General features: G+C 46.7%; 27 protein-coding genes. 16 read left to right on the plus strand and 11 right to left on the minus strand.

All coding sequences use genetic code 11. The features are described from left to right. The first annotated feature begins 11 nt into the window (after positions 1 to 11). The 16 genes from B5F87_RS21355 (at position 12) to B5F87_RS04250 (ending at position 10087) form a co-directional block, all read left to right on the plus strand. The gene (locus B5F87_RS21355) at positions 12 to 188 is read left to right on the plus strand and encodes a hypothetical protein (protein WP_242964252.1); all 177 of its coding nucleotides are present in this window, start codon (positions 12 to 14) and stop codon (positions 186 to 188) included. Further along, entirely contained in the window at positions 178 to 636 is a 459-nt protein-coding gene (locus B5F87_RS04175; RefSeq protein ID WP_242964254.1) for a hypothetical protein, read from the plus strand. The genes B5F87_RS21355 and B5F87_RS04175 overlap by 11 nt, the downstream gene beginning before the upstream one ends. Positions 637 to 643: 7 nt before the next feature. Then, on the plus strand, positions 644 to 961 hold the full coding sequence (locus tag B5F87_RS04180) for an early E1A protein (protein WP_242964255.1): 318 nt from the start codon (positions 644 to 646) through the stop codon (positions 959 to 961). Further along, positions 954 to 2300 (plus strand): baseplate J/gp47 family protein, encoded by a 1347-nt coding sequence (locus tag B5F87_RS04185; protein ID WP_087277209.1) that lies wholly within the window; start codon positions 954 to 956, stop codon positions 2298 to 2300. Before B5F87_RS04180 ends, B5F87_RS04185 begins: the two co-directional genes overlap by 8 nt. Before the next feature lie 12 nt (positions 2301 to 2312). Continuing rightward, entirely contained in the window at positions 2313 to 3119 is an 807-nt protein-coding gene (locus tag B5F87_RS04190) for a phage tail protein I (RefSeq protein WP_087277213.1), read from the plus strand. 26 nt (positions 3120 to 3145) lie between these two features. Further along, a complete protein-coding gene (locus B5F87_RS04195) occupies positions 3146 to 3457 on the plus strand; it encodes a hypothetical protein (protein WP_087277216.1) in 312 nt (103 codons plus the stop codon). 19 nt (positions 3458 to 3476) lie between these two features. Then, a complete protein-coding gene (locus B5F87_RS04200; RefSeq protein ID WP_087277219.1) occupies positions 3477 to 3902 on the plus strand; it encodes a hypothetical protein in 426 nt (141 codons plus the stop codon). Positions 3903 to 3905: 3 nt separating this feature from the next. Further along, on the plus strand, positions 3906 to 4289 hold the full coding sequence (locus tag B5F87_RS04205; RefSeq protein WP_087277222.1) for a hypothetical protein: 384 nt from the start codon (positions 3906 to 3908) through the stop codon (positions 4287 to 4289). Between the two features lie 20 nt (positions 4290 to 4309). Beyond that, positions 4310 to 5449 carry an SUMF1/EgtB/PvdO family nonheme iron enzyme gene (locus tag B5F87_RS04210; RefSeq protein ID WP_087277225.1) on the plus strand — a complete coding sequence of 380 codons (1140 nt, stop codon included), beginning with the start codon at positions 4310 to 4312 and terminating at the stop codon, positions 5447 to 5449. A 73-nt stretch (positions 5450 to 5522) separates the two neighbouring features. Further along, on the plus strand, positions 5523 to 5867 hold the full coding sequence (avd, locus tag B5F87_RS04215; protein WP_087277228.1) for a diversity-generating retroelement protein Avd: 345 nt from the start codon (positions 5523 to 5525) through the stop codon (positions 5865 to 5867). Positions 5868 to 6253: 386 nt separating this feature from the next. Then, on the plus strand, positions 6254 to 7372 hold the full coding sequence (locus tag B5F87_RS04225; RefSeq protein WP_242964257.1) for a reverse transcriptase/maturase family protein: 1119 nt from the start codon (positions 6254 to 6256) through the stop codon (positions 7370 to 7372). Positions 7373 to 7377: 5 nt separating this feature from the next. Further along, positions 7378 to 7932 carry a hypothetical protein gene (locus B5F87_RS04230; RefSeq protein ID WP_143405190.1) on the plus strand — a complete coding sequence of 185 codons (555 nt, stop codon included), beginning with the start codon at positions 7378 to 7380 and terminating at the stop codon, positions 7930 to 7932. Positions 7933 to 7979: 47 nt separating this feature from the next. Next, positions 7980 to 8291, plus strand: a complete 312-nt coding sequence (locus B5F87_RS04235) for an aminopeptidase (RefSeq protein ID WP_087277237.1) — start codon at positions 7980 to 7982, stop codon at positions 8289 to 8291. A 55-nt stretch (positions 8292 to 8346) separates the two neighbouring features. Further along, a complete protein-coding gene (locus B5F87_RS04240) occupies positions 8347 to 8907 on the plus strand; it encodes a hypothetical protein (RefSeq protein ID WP_087277240.1) in 561 nt (186 codons plus the stop codon). After that, positions 8904 to 9404: an MW1434 family type I TA system toxin gene (locus B5F87_RS04245; RefSeq protein ID WP_087277243.1), complete on the plus strand. Its 501-nt coding sequence runs from the start codon at positions 8904 to 8906 to the stop codon at positions 9402 to 9404. The genes B5F87_RS04240 and B5F87_RS04245 overlap by 4 nt, the downstream gene beginning before the upstream one ends. Positions 9405 to 9406: 2 nt before the next feature. Beyond that, positions 9407 to 10087, plus strand: coding sequence for a lysozyme (locus B5F87_RS04250; protein WP_087277246.1), 681 nt, complete (start codon positions 9407 to 9409; stop codon positions 10085 to 10087). Between the two features lie 139 nt (positions 10088 to 10226). On the opposite strand, the gene B5F87_RS04255 is transcribed toward B5F87_RS04250, so the two are convergent. From B5F87_RS04255 to B5F87_RS20920, 11 genes are all read right to left on the minus strand, one after another. After that, a complete protein-coding gene (locus B5F87_RS04255) occupies positions 10227 to 10406 on the minus strand; it encodes a hypothetical protein (protein WP_087277249.1) in 180 nt (59 codons plus the stop codon). Next, a complete protein-coding gene (locus B5F87_RS04260; protein WP_087277252.1) occupies positions 10375 to 10941 on the minus strand; it encodes a hypothetical protein in 567 nt (188 codons plus the stop codon). The genes B5F87_RS04255 and B5F87_RS04260 overlap by 32 nt, the downstream gene beginning before the upstream one ends. Before the next feature lie 9 nt (positions 10942 to 10950). Next, complete coding sequence (locus B5F87_RS04265; protein ID WP_087277255.1) at positions 10951 to 11181, minus strand: hypothetical protein; 231 nt, start codon at positions 11179 to 11181, stop codon at positions 10951 to 10953. A gap of 15 nt (positions 11182 to 11196) precedes the next feature. Continuing rightward, positions 11197 to 11592, minus strand: a complete 396-nt coding sequence (locus B5F87_RS04270) for a hypothetical protein (RefSeq protein WP_087277257.1) — start codon at positions 11590 to 11592, stop codon at positions 11197 to 11199. A 389-nt stretch (positions 11593 to 11981) separates the two neighbouring features. After that, positions 11982 to 12731, minus strand: a complete 750-nt coding sequence (locus tag B5F87_RS04275) for a peptidoglycan recognition family protein (protein ID WP_087277260.1) — start codon at positions 12729 to 12731, stop codon at positions 11982 to 11984. Between the two features lie 17 nt (positions 12732 to 12748). Continuing rightward, positions 12749 to 12931: a hypothetical protein gene (locus B5F87_RS04280; RefSeq protein WP_087277263.1), complete on the minus strand. Its 183-nt coding sequence runs from the start codon at positions 12929 to 12931 to the stop codon at positions 12749 to 12751. Between the two features lie 177 nt (positions 12932 to 13108). Further along, on the minus strand, positions 13109 to 13384 hold the full coding sequence (locus B5F87_RS04285) for a hypothetical protein (protein WP_087277266.1): 276 nt from the start codon (positions 13382 to 13384) through the stop codon (positions 13109 to 13111). Positions 13385 to 13685: 301 nt separating this feature from the next. Further along, positions 13686 to 14579: an Ig-like domain-containing protein gene (locus tag B5F87_RS04295; protein ID WP_087277272.1), complete on the minus strand. Its 894-nt coding sequence runs from the start codon at positions 14577 to 14579 to the stop codon at positions 13686 to 13688. Next, the gene (locus B5F87_RS04300) at positions 14579 to 14815 is read right to left on the minus strand and encodes a holin (protein ID WP_087277275.1); all 237 of its coding nucleotides are present in this window, start codon (positions 14813 to 14815) and stop codon (positions 14579 to 14581) included. The genes B5F87_RS04295 and B5F87_RS04300 overlap by 1 nt, the downstream gene beginning before the upstream one ends. Before the next feature lie 13 nt (positions 14816 to 14828). Continuing rightward, positions 14829 to 15188: a serine/threonine protein kinase gene (locus B5F87_RS04305; protein ID WP_087277278.1), complete on the minus strand. Its 360-nt coding sequence runs from the start codon at positions 15186 to 15188 to the stop codon at positions 14829 to 14831. A 22-nt stretch (positions 15189 to 15210) separates the two neighbouring features. Then, on the minus strand, positions 15211 to 15387 hold the full coding sequence (locus B5F87_RS20920; protein WP_158096948.1) for a hypothetical protein: 177 nt from the start codon (positions 15385 to 15387) through the stop codon (positions 15211 to 15213). Positions 15388 to 15531: the final 144 nt, after the last annotated feature.

Genomic DNA, 15531 nt, shown 5'->3' on the forward strand with positions numbered 1-15531 from the left:
GGAAACAAAAAATGGAAAATCAATTCTCAGCAAGTGGTAGGAATCCAAAATATTTCCTTCTCTTATACGCAGGTGGACAGCACAGAAAATTCGACAGACAAGAAAAACAAAAAGAAAACCTCTGCCAAAGCAAAGAAAAAAAAGAAGAAAAACAAAAGGAAACTGAATCCTTTTTCGTTGTCTTTTGAAACTCCGATACACAGCGGCCTGGGAGTTCAAAATGTATTCGCTGAAATAAAAAGCTGGAAAAAACTTGTAACAAAAGTGAACTACTTTTATCTGAATGATAAAAAAATTTTTCCGAAAAAATTGCAGTTAAAACAGCTCAGCGTATCAAATGTAAAAACAAATAATGACGGTAAAATTTTATATGCTGATTTGTCATTTACGCTGGAGGAATACGATGCTAAAACCACTAGCGTGAAAGTCAAGGACTCTGTAAAAAAATCAAAGGCAAAAGGAATCAAAAATGGAAGCTATGTAAAAATTACCGGAAACAAATATAGTGACGGATCTGCTGTGCCAAACAGCGCAAAAGACAGAAATTATAAAGTCACTAAAATCAGCGGAACAAAAGCCCTGCTGGGAAACATCAACAAGTGGATGCCGTTAAATGGATTATCCCTGATAAAGTAGAAAGACGGTGATTAACATAAAAGGAAGTGGAAACGGAAATGTGGAAACATGCGTTGAAAATCTGCTGAAAATCGTACAGGGAGAAGTGCCATACAGCCGATTAAAGGGAATAGATGGTGATTTGATCGATCAGCCAAATGCCTTCGAAGAATTGATATCCGACGCGGAGGAACTGATCGAAGAGTACGAAGAACGGGCCCGTATTGATGATATATATATTAATGCAATAATAGATTCTGGCGGCGATTTTGTGTTAACAGCTAGTATTTCAGAGACCGAAATTGAGGACAGCGAAGATGACGAGGAGGTGGGAATAATTGAGTGATATTAATTTTATAACAACGAATGCTGACGAAATATACGATACCGTCATGGATGAACTGGAAAATGGAGTAAATGAAACTCTGTATCCTGGAGATGAACGGAGAATATTCGGCGAAGCTATTGTAGCAGTGATTGTATCTGTTTATAACAGTGTAAATGATGCTTGCAGACAAAAAATGCTGCGATACGCAAGAAATGAGGTTCTGGATGCTTTAGGAGAAAACCGGGATACTCCTCGTCTCGATCCGACTTCCGCGACAACAACGCTCCGATTCGGAATTAATAAAGAAATGGCATCTAATATCATCATCCCTGCCGGCACCCGGGCTACAAATGATTTCGTACACTACTTCTTGACAGATGCTACCGCCGTATTATATGCAGGAAGTCTATATGTAGACGTACCTGCCACAGCGGAAAGTGGCGGAAATGATTACAATGATATCCCCGCCGGAGAAATATCCCAGATTGTGGACATCTCTGACATTCCGCTTATTGATTATGTGACCAACACAGCAGCCACGGAAGGTGGCGGCGACCGCGAAGACGACGAATCCTATCGGGAAAGAATCCGAGAAGCAGAAAACCGTCTCAGTGTGGCAGGCCCGGCAAAAGCCTACAAATATTGGGCCATGACGGCAAACCCACTCGTTACTGACGCGGTGGTGGAGTCTGAGACGGAAACCGTCACGCGCACGCTTCCGGTATATGACGGCCACGCCTTCCAAGGTGGCGCCAACCTCCTGCCGGAAACTTTAACCGTGTATTTGCCAAGCGGAGCGGAGGCCACACCTGAAACGGACTACACCGCCACATATAACGACGAACTGCTGACACTTGCGCTCTCCGGGGATCTGGCCGAAGAAGAAACCGTAAAGATTGAGATCACCCGGAACATGTACGGGCGCGTCAAGATCGTGCCGATATGCGCCGGTGGAGAAATCCCTGACGAGGATATACTGGCCGACGTGCTGGCGGCCTGCTCCGCAGACGACGTGAGGCCGCTCACGGATCTGGTGCAGGTGGAGGCTCCGACGACGTATCAGTACGACATTGAACTGGAATACTGGACGACCAAGGCGAACGAGTCCGAAGTCGTGGAGAATGTGGAGGGATCCGGCGGGGCAATCGACCAATATATCTACTGGCAAGGCTCCAGCCTCGACCAAGACATAAACCCGGACTATCTGAGGAAGCTGATCCTCTGCCCTCACTGGGAGGACGGGCTAACCGGAGCCACGCGGGTAAACATCATAAAACCGGTATACACCGAACTCCCAAGCACCACCGTGGCCGAGTTTTCCGGGAAGCTGACTGTTTCCCACAAAGTAAAGGACTAAGGAGGCGGGGATATGGCAGGAATGAAAATATCAGATCTTGACTTTGTGCGGCTCCTGCCCGCCTTTATGCGCGATGATGAGGCAGCGATCGCACTCAGCAAGGCCATGAACAAGCTCATACAGCCACCAGGCAGCAGGATACCGACAATCCGGACGTGGGACGAGATCGACAATCTCAACGAGCCGGAATGCGATGAGATGGCGTGGGAACTGGATATTGACTGGTACGACTCTGCCGGCATGAGTCTGGAGGAAAAAAGAGAAACAATTAAGCTCGCCCAGCAGATCAAGCGTAAGCGCGGGACAAAATGGGCCGTTGAACGGCTGATCTCTTCATACCTAGGCGAGGGATACGTTATGGAGTGGTACGAAGTATACAACTCCCCTTACACCTTCGTGGCACTGACGACGAACAACAACACGGATGCCCAGAACTTTGAAAAGTTTGTGGAGGCCGTAAAAACTGCAAAAAATGCACGCTCGCATCTTGCGGGCGTTTTCTATTTCTGGCAGCAAGGGCCGAATCCAGGCATTGAGTACCGGCTGGACACTTCGCTGCACCGGTACAACTTTGTGAAATGCGGCACCCGGCCGCAGATCGCAACCGTCGGCTTTATCGTGAAGCCGAGCATTGAAACGGATCCGGAGGAAACGCTGCTCCTCTATGGTTTCGCAAAATCGGGAACACAAAAATGCGGAACCACGCCGGGCGGCGGCACAATAGGCGCTGCCGCGACCAACAAAGCAGCTACAGCGCTGCAAATCTCCAACGCGGCGTATAGATTCGTGAAATGTGGGACGCGGTGCTGCGGCGAATAAGAATAGAATGAAAGGAGGACGCCCACATGAGCTATTTTTACGACACCTTCATGGGGTACCGGAGGAAACAGTGGCTCCGCTCGATCCACGCCATAGAAGTGCAGACCGGCGGCAGTTGGCACCGGGGAGTCATCAACAAAAAGCTCGTAGAAGGTGACACGCTTGTGATCTACGCCACCTTCCCGACACTGGACTCCGTGGCCTGCACGATCGACGCCTCGCGACTGATTGACACCCGCGGGGAAGTCGCTGCATACCAGCAGCGCACGATCAACAAGGTAGAGGGACAGGGTACCATGATTAAGCTCTCGATCCCGATCTACGAAGTAACAGCCTAAAGGAAGGAGGTAAACAGGCATGTATAACGCAACGTACTGGCTCGACAGAGTGGTGGACGAAGAAACGGAGGAAGTCATTCAGGAAGGTACAGACCAGAGCGCCGGGCACTTCAACAACATGGAGGAAGGCATTTCCGATGCACATCTGGCGACTGCTATTCTCCTGATCTCCGCTTCCTTATCAGCCGATCAGGTAGCCACCGAAGAACAGACGATCACACTCGAAAACTCCGAGAGCTTCCCGTTCAACAACTCAGTGGAAACCGTGGCCCTGAATACGGCCCGAAACTTCACAGACTACACCGTGGAGGCCGAAGTGCTGGAGCATGACGGGAATGTCGGAGACGTGAAAATTTTCAGCAGACTGCTGAACGGATTCAAAGTGGCCTATGACGGCAGCGCCAAAACTGCCACCATCAAACTGAGAATTAAAGGAGGAATGTAACCCATGGCAGATCAGAACAATGTAAAGGTTATTGAAAAGAACGCGGGCCCGAAAATCGCCTACGAGCAGACGGGCACCTGCCTGATCTTCGGAGACTATGAACTGATGATTAACGCGGCAAAGTACCAGAAAGACTGGGACGTGACCGTGGATATTTGCAAGGACAAGGCCGGAAACCTTACGATCGGCACCGAGTCCGGGCTGCGTTATGTGGCGCAGGTAATGATCCCGGCGGCTACTTACACCGAGACGCCGATCCAGACGGAGGAAGGAACCGAGCCTCTGGCAGAGGGCGGCGACGACGGCATGAATCACGACAATATCCTGAGAGAACAGAACCCGCTCGACATGGGCGACGTTACACTCGTACTCTGGAGCATTGAATAAACAAAAAGGAGGACACAACAATGGCAAACTTTGATCTTTCCAGTCTGGCACTCAAAAGCGTGTGCCCGAACAATGAAATCTTTGTGGATGACGCAGATCTGCCGTCAGTTATGGTGTATATCCCAAAATTTAAGAACAGCGACGTGCTGACCGGCGGCAACGACAGCACCCACCCGGCCTTTATCGTCAACGGGCAGGAGATCCCCGGCTTTTGGTATTCCAAGTACCAGAACGTCGTACACACCACGCAGCTGACTGACGGCAGTATCGCGGCGGCGTACAGCCTGCCGGGAGAGGATCCGGCGGCAAGTATCAACTTCGACACCGCTCGCTCCCGCTGCGAAGCCAAGGGCGCAGGCTGGCACCTCTCCACCAACGCCGAGTGGGCCGCGATCGCTCTCTGGTGCAAAAAGAACGGCTTCATGCCTTACGGCAACAATAACTACGGCAAGGACACCCGCGAGAGCAATTACAAGGCAATCCCGATGACCTTCTACGGCCCGGACAGCGATCAGCCGGAAGGAACCACCGCACATGTCGCGACCGGAACCGGCCCGCTCACATGGAGCCATGACAAGACTCTCTCCGGTATCTGGGATCTGAACGGTAACGTGTGGGAGTGGCAGGGCGGCATCCGTCTTGTGTGGGGCGAGCTCCAGATCCTTGCCAACAATGACGCAGCGGATCCGGACAACCCGCAGAATACCACGAGCGTGTGCTGGAAGGCGATCAACGCCGCCAACGGTTCTCTTGTCGAGCCTGAGTGCGAAGTGGGCGACAGCTCCGCGAAACTCTCCGGCAGCACCGTGAAGCTGGACTATGTAAGCAGCGCATGGCAGTGGACAACCACCGTCGCAAGCTCTCAGGACGCAAGCCGTAGCTGCGCCTTTGGTAAAGTTACCGCAGCGGCAGCAGTCGGAAACGCTGCCAAGATCCTGCTCCGCTCCCTTGCCCTTCTCCCGGACGAAGGGGCCGAGGAAGCCGACTACGAAGGCGACTACTTCTGGTGGAATAACGGCGTAGCCGAGCGCTGCGTGTTTCGCGGGGGCCACTGGAACTCCGGCACGGGCGCGGGCGTGTTCTACCTCCTCGGCTACTCCCGTTCCTACTCCAGCACGGACTTCGGCTTCCGCTCCGCTTTTATCCCGGAAATCGGGTAATCTGGCAATCTGAAAATCTGGCTAAGGGGCGGCCCACCAAAGCCGCCCCTTTACCATAGTAAGGAGAAACAACATGGACAACCTACAACTCCGGCAGCGTATCGTCCGATCCATGATCCGGGTGGGCGAGCGCACCAACAACATGCGAAAGCCGGAAAAATTCGAGTACCGCAAGCACATGACCGCCGCTTTTATGGACATGCTGGAGCTTTGCATTGAGGCGAACCGGGCCAGAGGCCAACGCCGAGTGGAGCTCCAGAACAAAATGGACACTAAGCTGGATGTACTGCGCTCTCTCGTAGATACCGCAGTTTCGCCGGAGGATCGCATGATCTCTCCGGGGCTCCATGAGGTATGGAGTAAGGAACTGAACGAAATCGGGCGTATGTTGGGAGGCTGGAAAAAGTCGAACGAGTAACACGTCCGTGGGGAATGTGTCGTGATAAAAGGGGACGCTGCGTGTATCGCGGGGGCAACTGGAACAACGGCACGAACGCGGGCGTGTTCTACCTCAACGGCAACAACTCCCGTTCCAACTCCAACACGAACATCGGCTTCCGCTCCGCTCTTGCCTTGTTCGCTTACGTCCTGAGAGTCACGGCTTTGCAGGAGCACAAAGGCAAAAGGGACACATTTCCCGGCCGACAAGGCCAAAGATAAACGCTCGCGCAGCTTGCCGGTAAAAGATACCGGAGGCGACGGGCAAACCGCGCAGGCTGGCCGTTCCTGCTCTATGCGGGTGAAGAGCGGTCGTAGGAAAACGGCTGCTTCAAGGAGTGTCACACGCGGCCTTTTTACAAAAACATGGAAGGAGTGACGGCTATCAAAAGAACAGAAAAGCCTTCCCTTCTGGAACGTATATACTCGTGGGAAAATCTGCTGAACGCATACCACGAAGCAGCAAGCGAGAAATGGTACCGCGGCGACGTGCTTGCATTCTCTGCGAAGCTGGAAGAAAACCTGATTGAAATACAAAACTCTCTAATCTGGCGTACTTACAAGGTGGGCCGATACCGGGAGTTTTATGTTTCGGAGCCAAAGCGCCGACTTATTATGGCGCTGAGCTTCCTGGATCGTGTCGTACAGTGGGCCGTATATCTCCAAGTCAACAAAGAGCTCGACAATGGCATGATCTACCATAGTTACGGCTGCCGAGTTGGGAAAGGCACCACAAGGGCAGCCGACCGGCTGCAATACTGGGCGACGCTCGTTGACCGCAAACCGGGGCCGAGCTGGCACTACTTAAAACTGGATATTTCAAAATATTTTTACCGGGTAGACCATGAGGTTTTACTCGGTATTTTGCGGCACAAATACCCAGATGAGGACGGTTTTCTCTGGCTTATGGAGACGATCATCAACTGCGACCACACGCCCTTCGGGCTGCCGCCGGGAAAGACGGCCGACGAGGTGCCGCCTTCGGAGCGACTCTTTGAGGTCGGTATGCCGATTGGGAACCTTACCAGCCAGCTGCTTGCGAACGTCTGCCTTAACGAACTGGATCAGTATATCAAGCACGAGCTGAAAGCTCACTTCTATATTCGATATATGGACGACATGATATTGTTGCACTCGGATACCAAAACATTGCACAGATGGAAGGAGCTAATTGAAGACTACCTTAACAATGTACTACACCTAGAACTCAACAGCAAAACAACAATCGGGCTTGTAAAACGAGGAATTACTTTCTTAGGCTGCCGGATCTTCCCAGGATACCGCAGACCGACACGGCAAAGTGTCAAAAAGATGAAGGCACGTATGCGATACATTTCCAAAGAGTACAAAGAAGGGGCAATTAATTTTGAAGAAGCAGATGCCACAATGCAAAGCTATTTTGGATTGCTCAGCCACTGTAAAACTTATGGTCTGAAAAAATGGATTGAACGTAACATTGTGTTTAAAAAGGTAGAAAGGGGGTGATGAATATGGAAAGTTTTTTGAAAGTATTTGGTGATGTTACAATCGGATGGGTTGCTTTAGCTGTAGCCGCCATTGTTTTTTTGGTAAAAGTATATAAAAAAATTGAAACATACTTTTCGGAGAAAGCAATTACGGAGAAAGAAAAAGACACCCAAATCCAGGAAGTAATTGACCAGGCAAAACAATATCCGAATTGGCATCAACAGTCAGTGGAAATTCAAAAAAAATTCACGGACGCCATCGATGGGCTGCGAGAATCACAGAAAGAAACCATTGACCGTATCCGAAGTCTGGAAGAGGAAATGCAGCGGCGAGAAAGAAATAAACTCAGAGATAGGATTTTGCAGTCATATCGGTATTATACCAGTGCAGAGAAAAATCCGACCAAAGCATGGTCAGAGATGGAAAAAGAGGCATTTTGGAAAATATTCAAGGACTATGAGGAACTGGGCGGAAACGGATATGTACACAGTGAGGTGCAGCCTGCCATGAACGCTCTGGAAATGATACCGATGAACGAGTCCGACCGGATATCTGAGTTAATGCACAGCAGGAAATAGCAATGTAAATATATAATATTTAAATTTTATCGAAAGGAGATTTGAGGATGAACATAGACACTTTTTTATTTTTGATGTTAGCGGTATCTGTATTAACCGGATTATTTACCGAGGCAATAAAAAAAGTACTTGACGGTGCAGGAAAGAAATACAGCACAAATCTTCTGACCGGAGCCGTATCTGTGGTGCTTGCCGTGGCAATTGCTGCCGGATATGTAATCATGACAGACATTATACTGAATGATAAAATGGCCGTCATGCTGATTGCACTGGTATTGCTTTCGTGGCTCTGCGCCATGGTCGGCTACGACAAGGTGATGCAGGCAGTCACTCAGGTTAAGACCAATAAATTAAAATAATAATGGCGAACGGCGGGGGCAGATGTCCTCGTCGTTTTTAATTGGAGGCGAGCTGATGAAAAAATTATTTGAAATCAAACCTGTGAAAAATAAGAAACGTAAGAAGAAGTATCCGTACAAAATTGTTTTTGCAGATGGCCATAAGGTACCTGTGCCGTCTCAGTACGATTTTGATGACAGCAGTTTTATTCGCCGCCACGGATGCATCATAGCCGCTTTTTTTATGGGCCTGCGGGTTGCTGGGGAGAAAAAATCCATGAAAAGTTGCCTGAAGTATTTGCAGGAGCATTTCTCAAAAGGAATCCATATCAATTATAATTTGCGGCAAGTTTGTACAGCCATCAATGAGCTGGCACCTGGAAGCCCTGCCGTTTTTTACAGTAAGATTTCTAAGGCGGAAATGAAGAAAGCCCTCAAGGCGGGACATATGGTCCTGTACACGGAGAAAGACCCGATTCACACTTCCGTTCTGCTATGGTCCGGAAAAAAAATTATCCGATTTTCGGATGGCAAATATAAGTCCGTGACCGTAGCCTGGGAAATCCGCAAACGCTGCGGCGATGGATGGTATGGCGGATGCGTTGTGGTCCGGAAAGGAGGAAAAGAAAAGTCATGAAATTTGAACAGGCGTTGAATCTGATGAAAAAAGGATGCAAAATGAAACTCCCATCGTGGGGTGGTTATTGGTACTGGGATAAAGAAAAAGAGACGGTCATGATGCACACGAAAGACGGAGACGTTATGGATATCCGGGGGACGCAGAAAGTAGATTATACTCTGCGGAATATTGCATCCGATGAGTGGATTCCAGCAGATGAAAACAACTGTACTGTGCTTGGCGGTACTCCGTCGTTCGGCTTTGATGCGGCGATTAAATATTTAAAGCGAGGACTTAGCCTCAGACGAGAAGCATGGCAAAACGATTTTTGTATTAAAGCTTCCGAAGTCCAGAGTTGGGAATTTTCTGATGCTTCCAGGACTGAACTTAACTGTATAAAAATCGGACTATTCGTAGCACAAACTGATGGAATAAGGAGTGTTCCCTGGAATGCATCGCAAGAAGATATTTTTGCGGATGACTGGAAATTCGCAGAAGAAGAGAGGGAGGAATAAGCGTGGCAAAAATAAGCAAAACGGGAATTGATTTAATAAAAGAGTTTGAAGGCTGTCATCTTACAGCCTATCAGGACGAGGTGGGCGTCTGGACAATTGGATGGGGCATTACCAATGCGGACAAGTCAATCACTGGGACAACCATTAAACGAGGATTAAAAATCTCGCAGGCCACTGCGGAAAAGTGGCTGGAAGAATCACTGAACCGGAAATATTTACCGAAGGTCATGAAATATGATACCCGGTATAACTGGAATCAGAATGAAATTGATGCCCTGACATCGTTCGCCTATAATATTGGATCTATCGATCAGCTGACCGCAAATGGCAGCCGATCACGGGCAACAATCGCAAAAAAGATGTTAGAGTATAACAAAGCTGGGGGTATCGTATACAGAGGATTGGTACGTCGCCGGGAAGCAGAGAGAAAATTATTTTTGACGCCGACAAAGGAGGAAAAGAAAGTGGAAGATATCAAAAAAGAGGGATGCTTCAGCAATAATAAAAATGCGAAAAATCTTAGTGAGTTTTTACATAACCGCGGATATGGTGCAGGTAAACACAATTTAGCGTTAATTGCAGCGGCAAACTGTCAAAAGAAAAAGGTAACAGACGCATTATTTGAGCTGGCGCAAAACGGAAATCTGATTAAACCAGATGGATTAAACAAAAAAGACGATTAATGTCAAATTTTTGCCAAACACATGATGACATTAATTTACAAATATAGTATTATTTGTTTGCGCTAGAAAAACAAAAGATAAACCCTGTATAAACTTAAAAGCCCCGGCGTAATACCGGGGTTTTGAGTTTACAAAAAAGTTATAGCTTTTGAATGGTGATTTTTTCCCCATCAAATGATATAAAAACTTCTCTATTATCCTCTGTGAGACCCATTTCTTTAATCCATTTTGTCGGTAGGGTAACTCTGTTAGTGATTCCTCCTTTGCCGGCGGTACCGCCAGATTTATTAAATAGAATCTTTGCTTTTCTTTCTTCCATCTGTTTCTCCTTTGCGGTATTTATTTCTATTTTCTGAATAACTGATTAAATGCCATCCTTTCCAGGATTTTGATGGAGCTTTAGGCCGCTTTCCTTCTCTTGTAGCTTTAATTTTTTGAAATCCATCAAAGGCCTGCGTAGGAGTTCCATCAAAAAGATCAGGATGCGTTCTAATAAAATGCATCAGATTGTCACATTCATAGACCTGCCCTGATGGGGATTCAATAACCCAGTGCTTGGAAAACCAATGTTTTTCCGGGCCAATTTCTACGATTTTTTCTGAAAATCCCTCTCTCATTTTTTCTATTGAACCATCATATATGCCGGATTTATGTAGCTGTTCCCGGTGAGTTTTTGAGCATTCATGAGAGCAACATACAGTATCGTTTGTGGCTGCGTCTTTAAATTGTTTTCCGCATACGGGGCAGATTTTATAATTTTGTTTTCCAATCCCCATACATTTTTTGGAGCAGTATTTGATTTGTCGTTCATGAAGCTTGGTTCCACAGACGACACAAAATCTATTTTCTTTCATAATCCACCGTTAAAATTCAAAATATTCAGGTTCGCCATATTTTTCTAAGTCGTCAGACTCGTTCAGGATCAGCTCATATACTCGAAAGAGAGCATTTTCAAGCCCATCTGTGCAGGCTGCGTCTTTTGCTGCATCCTCTGTGGTTTCTGCGTCAACTTCCGCCAAATCATCCAATGTTTGCCATTCAGTAACACTTGAAAAATTTTCTCCAAACCCAAATTCAACGCGATATTTCTTCATAATAATTCTCCTCTCTTATTTCATCACATTGCCAGAAAAATCATATTTTCCGAAAGCATCGTTCTTACCAGCAACATATACATTTTTCTGGTTGTCAATATAGCCATAATCTCTTACTCCATAGTGGCGGCTGTTTTTTCTGGTCTCGACAACCTTGAAATACGTACGTGACCTTCCGTAATTCTCCCAAAGGTTTGTCTGAATTTCGTAATTGTAAACGTCTGGAGCGATGTCAATACGATGCTGAAGCTTAGCGATAACATTTTCTTCCAGAGATAACTCTGCGGCTTCAACATTGACTGTTTTTGCTTCCTTCCATGCTCTCTTTAATCCCTGAGAGATTGTCCATCCTAATTTTCTTACTAATGCCCAAGCTCTTTTCATAATACCTGATAAATCATACTTCTTCATTTCCACAACCCCCTGTTTCTTTCTGTGATTATAATATAACATATTCGTTACGAATAGTCAAGAGAAAAACGCACAAAAAAATAAGTCTGGATAAATCTATCCAGACTTTAAATATTATCTTGCGCTTCTTATCATAACACCCACAACCTTATCAAAAAAGAAAAGGAAATATCGTGTGTTCAAATCTGCGCCATTGAGTGCAGACGACGGGACTTATCACTTTCCCAAAGATAATGCCACGAAGCGATAAATGGCTTATTTATGCGCTCTATAGAAATAACAAATGCACAGTTCCGGAACGTTCAACGTCATACACTGCCCCTTTTTTGCCCCTTGCTTTTTTTGCATGTGTGTAATTCCTTCCTTATTATAACAATCTCATTGATATCTTATTTGTCTGCCCGCTTGTTCAGGCCGGCAGGCTTTCTCAAACGACCTTCTTTGGCCAGGAGCAGCAACGCGTCTTTTACTGGTCCTTTTTTACAGTTTTCGGCCGCAATCAAGCGAAGATTGTGTTCGCCAGATTTAAAATTTCTCTTTTTCAAAAAATCTTCGATGCTGTCGCAGGTCTCCGGGCTTTTGATTGGCGCAAAACAATTCTCTCTTTTTTCCACTTCTTTCTCCTCCTCTCCCACGATAGCTCGCTTAAACTTATCCCAGCCGTCATTGTTTTTTCCTGTCCAGCGGGCCGGGCAATCTTTTCCGTTGACGTCCCAGTGCCGGATGACTCTGCTTGGCGGGACATTGTATTTATCCATTAAAAATCTGGTCAGTTCCACCGTCTGGTCAAACACCTTGTCCGGGACGGATTTTACGCAGTTACACATTTCCACCGAAATACTGTTCGCGTTGGTACATTTTTTATAATAGCTGCCGGCGCCACCAGACTGGGAGTAAAACCCGCCGACTGACCAGGCGACTGATTTGACCGGCACCGATTTGTAGACATACTCGCCCCCGTCCACAAAATAATGGGCAGACGCATTACGTTGCGCTCCCTGGAAGTATTTGCAGTTATTCGCCGCAGTGTCGCCATTATTGCCGGTATAGTGGATAACAATATATTTGATATCCTCTTCACTCCGGCTGCCACCATAATTACTTTTATGAGCCATTTCTTTTTTAAACTTTAATGCCATTATCATCACTCTCCTTGTCAAACACATATCTCATCGGCATCCTCTGCCGTAAGTTCTTCATATCCTATTTTATTTTTGACTGCTGAGATAAAATCCGGAATAGATATTTTTCGGATATCTGTAGAACCAACCATTAAATACTCCGTGTCTGGTAAATTATCTAAATCATCCAAATCTTTTACCAGAATACCATCATCCATACTATCACCCCTTCGTGGTTATAACTGGCTTTCCAGCGCCATTCACAATTATGCGTCCGGCAGCTGTAGAAAGACCAAACTTCCTTTTTTCAACTCGGACAGATATTATAATAGCTTTACTTGTCTGGACGGGATTTGGAGTAATTCGCACACTCGTTATCTTTATATTTGCTACCACTATTTGACCCTCACCTCTACCGTATCAATCAATATTTCATCAGCGATTTCGTAGGTTATACGTAAATGATAAACGCCTATATTTTGTGGTGTAATTACTACATCTATAATATGGTCTAAAATCACCGCAGCGCCTTCATCTTCAGCTTCCTCTTTTTCCATTGGCAACAGAGTATAAGATGCTTTGGATATTTCAAAAGCATCATTTTTAATTGAATGAATCTTTAAGCGAATATGCCGACTTTCACCTAGCTCCATATAAATTTTGTATTTCATGATACCCCCTTGAGCAATTCTGCATAATACTCACTACATGATATCTGGCTGGAATACTTATTTGAAAGTAACTCGATCCAATAAAGATACGGTTCCAGGCATATGCGTAGAGCAGACAAGTCGATGGTTATAATGTATTTTGACGTATATGCCATATTTCCAGCATCATCCCATGCATTCAGAGATACGATATAAATACCGCTTGACACCGCAGGGATGACTGCCTCCCAGTCATCCCCTTGTGTGTGCTTAAATATAATATCTTGTCCCTGAACTTTTCCTTCAAGCCGAACTACCATAGTTAGTCCGTAACTTTGACGCGGATTACGAATGTATCCCCGGCGCCCACCGGGTTATCAACGATCTCCACGCTGACAAATACTGGTGCTCCAGTGTCTTTTGTCACATGGCGGACAATAGTCGTGCTCTTGCCGGCGCTGTCTGTCGCAATGACCGTAATCGTATTCTCTCCCTCAGTCAAGGTAACTGCCTTACTGAAAGAGCCGTTTGACTGTACTGTTACAGGGTCGCCATTAATGGTCACTGTCACAGGGCTGGACGTCGCGTCATTGGTCGTACCGGACACAGTCACAGTGTCTTCATTGGTCTTAAGATTATCGACTGGCGACGTCAAATTCAGCGTCGGAGCTACCGTATCTACAGTAAACTGCACAGACTTCTGGGTCGCTGCGTTTCCATCGTGATCACTGGCATTGATGTAAATGGTATGGCTGCCATCACCCAGCGCACTCTCCGGCGTATACGAACAGGTATATCCCTTGCCGGATGGTGTCTTCGTGATACCTGTTGATACGGCGCTGCCATTATCAATCTTGACAGTGATGGTATCCGGATCCACACCGGAATCATCATCAGTGATACTAAACTGGATAGCCGGCTTGTTATTTGTGATATGCGCCCCTGATGTCGGACTATTAATCGTGATAACCGGCACAACCTTCTCTTTTACGACCAGCTGACATTCTTCCTGGAAATCGCCCATTGATGCGTTGATGGTCGTGTCATTGCCAGAATCGTCTGTAGCCGTAATCTCCACGCCGTAATAATGTCCAGGCTGATTATACGAAGAAGATGTCGGCGCCGTTGTCGTCGCTTCCCAGAAACCGGTTCCATCATTATAGGTCAAATTAACTGTCTGGCCGTTTATTTTGGCCTTGACCGATTGTACTGCCATTATTCACTCACCGTCCCTTCCACCTCTGGAATTCCCGCCACGCTGGTCAGTAGTGACAAAATCCCGGCCAACGCCGCGGTAGATCCGACAATGCGCCAGTCAACCGCGCCTATTGTAGCGGCGGCACCTATCGCGCCGATCGCAGACTGTGCCATCGTTTTGACTGCACGGATACCGGCGGATTTTGCCCATTTGACAGTATTTACATCAGGTTTCAATACGCAATTTTTAAACATAGTTTTTACCCTCCTACTCATCAAAAATATTTTGAATCCCTTGCTTGGTCAGGAATTCTTTTTGTTCATGTTTCACTTTGGTTGCGTAGTTTAATGCCGCATGCATATCGCCGTTGCAATTCGCGTCCGGAATACGCTGCACGGCTTTTGCTGTGGCTTCTCCCAGTGCAATGGCAGCATTTACACTCTGCAAAATCAAAAACTGGCTTTCTTCCCGCAACTTTTCCTTCTCCTCCTGGTCTTTTTGGTGCTGCTCTCTTTTCTTCTGATTCTCTGCATCATTTCTCTTGATTTTACGTTCCACCACCCAAAAGCAAAATCCCGTCACAGCGGACGGGATACTCATTGCCAATATTATTGCTTCAATATTCACTTTTTTTTAATTCTCCTTTCCCTTAATTTGGCTTCCGGACTACCACACAGCCGCTATACCACGGGTCTCCGCAGCGTTTGCGGATTTCCCAAGCCACAGTCACATTTTTATACTTGCCGTCGGAGAACCGCTTATATTTCCGGCCGGACCACAAGATCACCGATGTATGTATCGGATTTCTCTCGGTGTACAGAACCATATGTCCCGCCTTCAGGGCTTTCTTCATCTAGTGGTAGTATAAAAATAGTACAAAGTAAAGATGCCATGCAGACCTAAATCATGTATGATAAGAGAGATGATAAAAAGGAGGCAGTACAGGCATGGCAAAGGGTAGCAGATACGA

The organism is Eubacterium sp. An3, from assembly GCF_002159465.1.
GTDB classification, from domain to species: Bacteria; Bacillota; Clostridia; order Lachnospirales; family Lachnospiraceae; genus Anaerobutyricum; species Anaerobutyricum stercoris.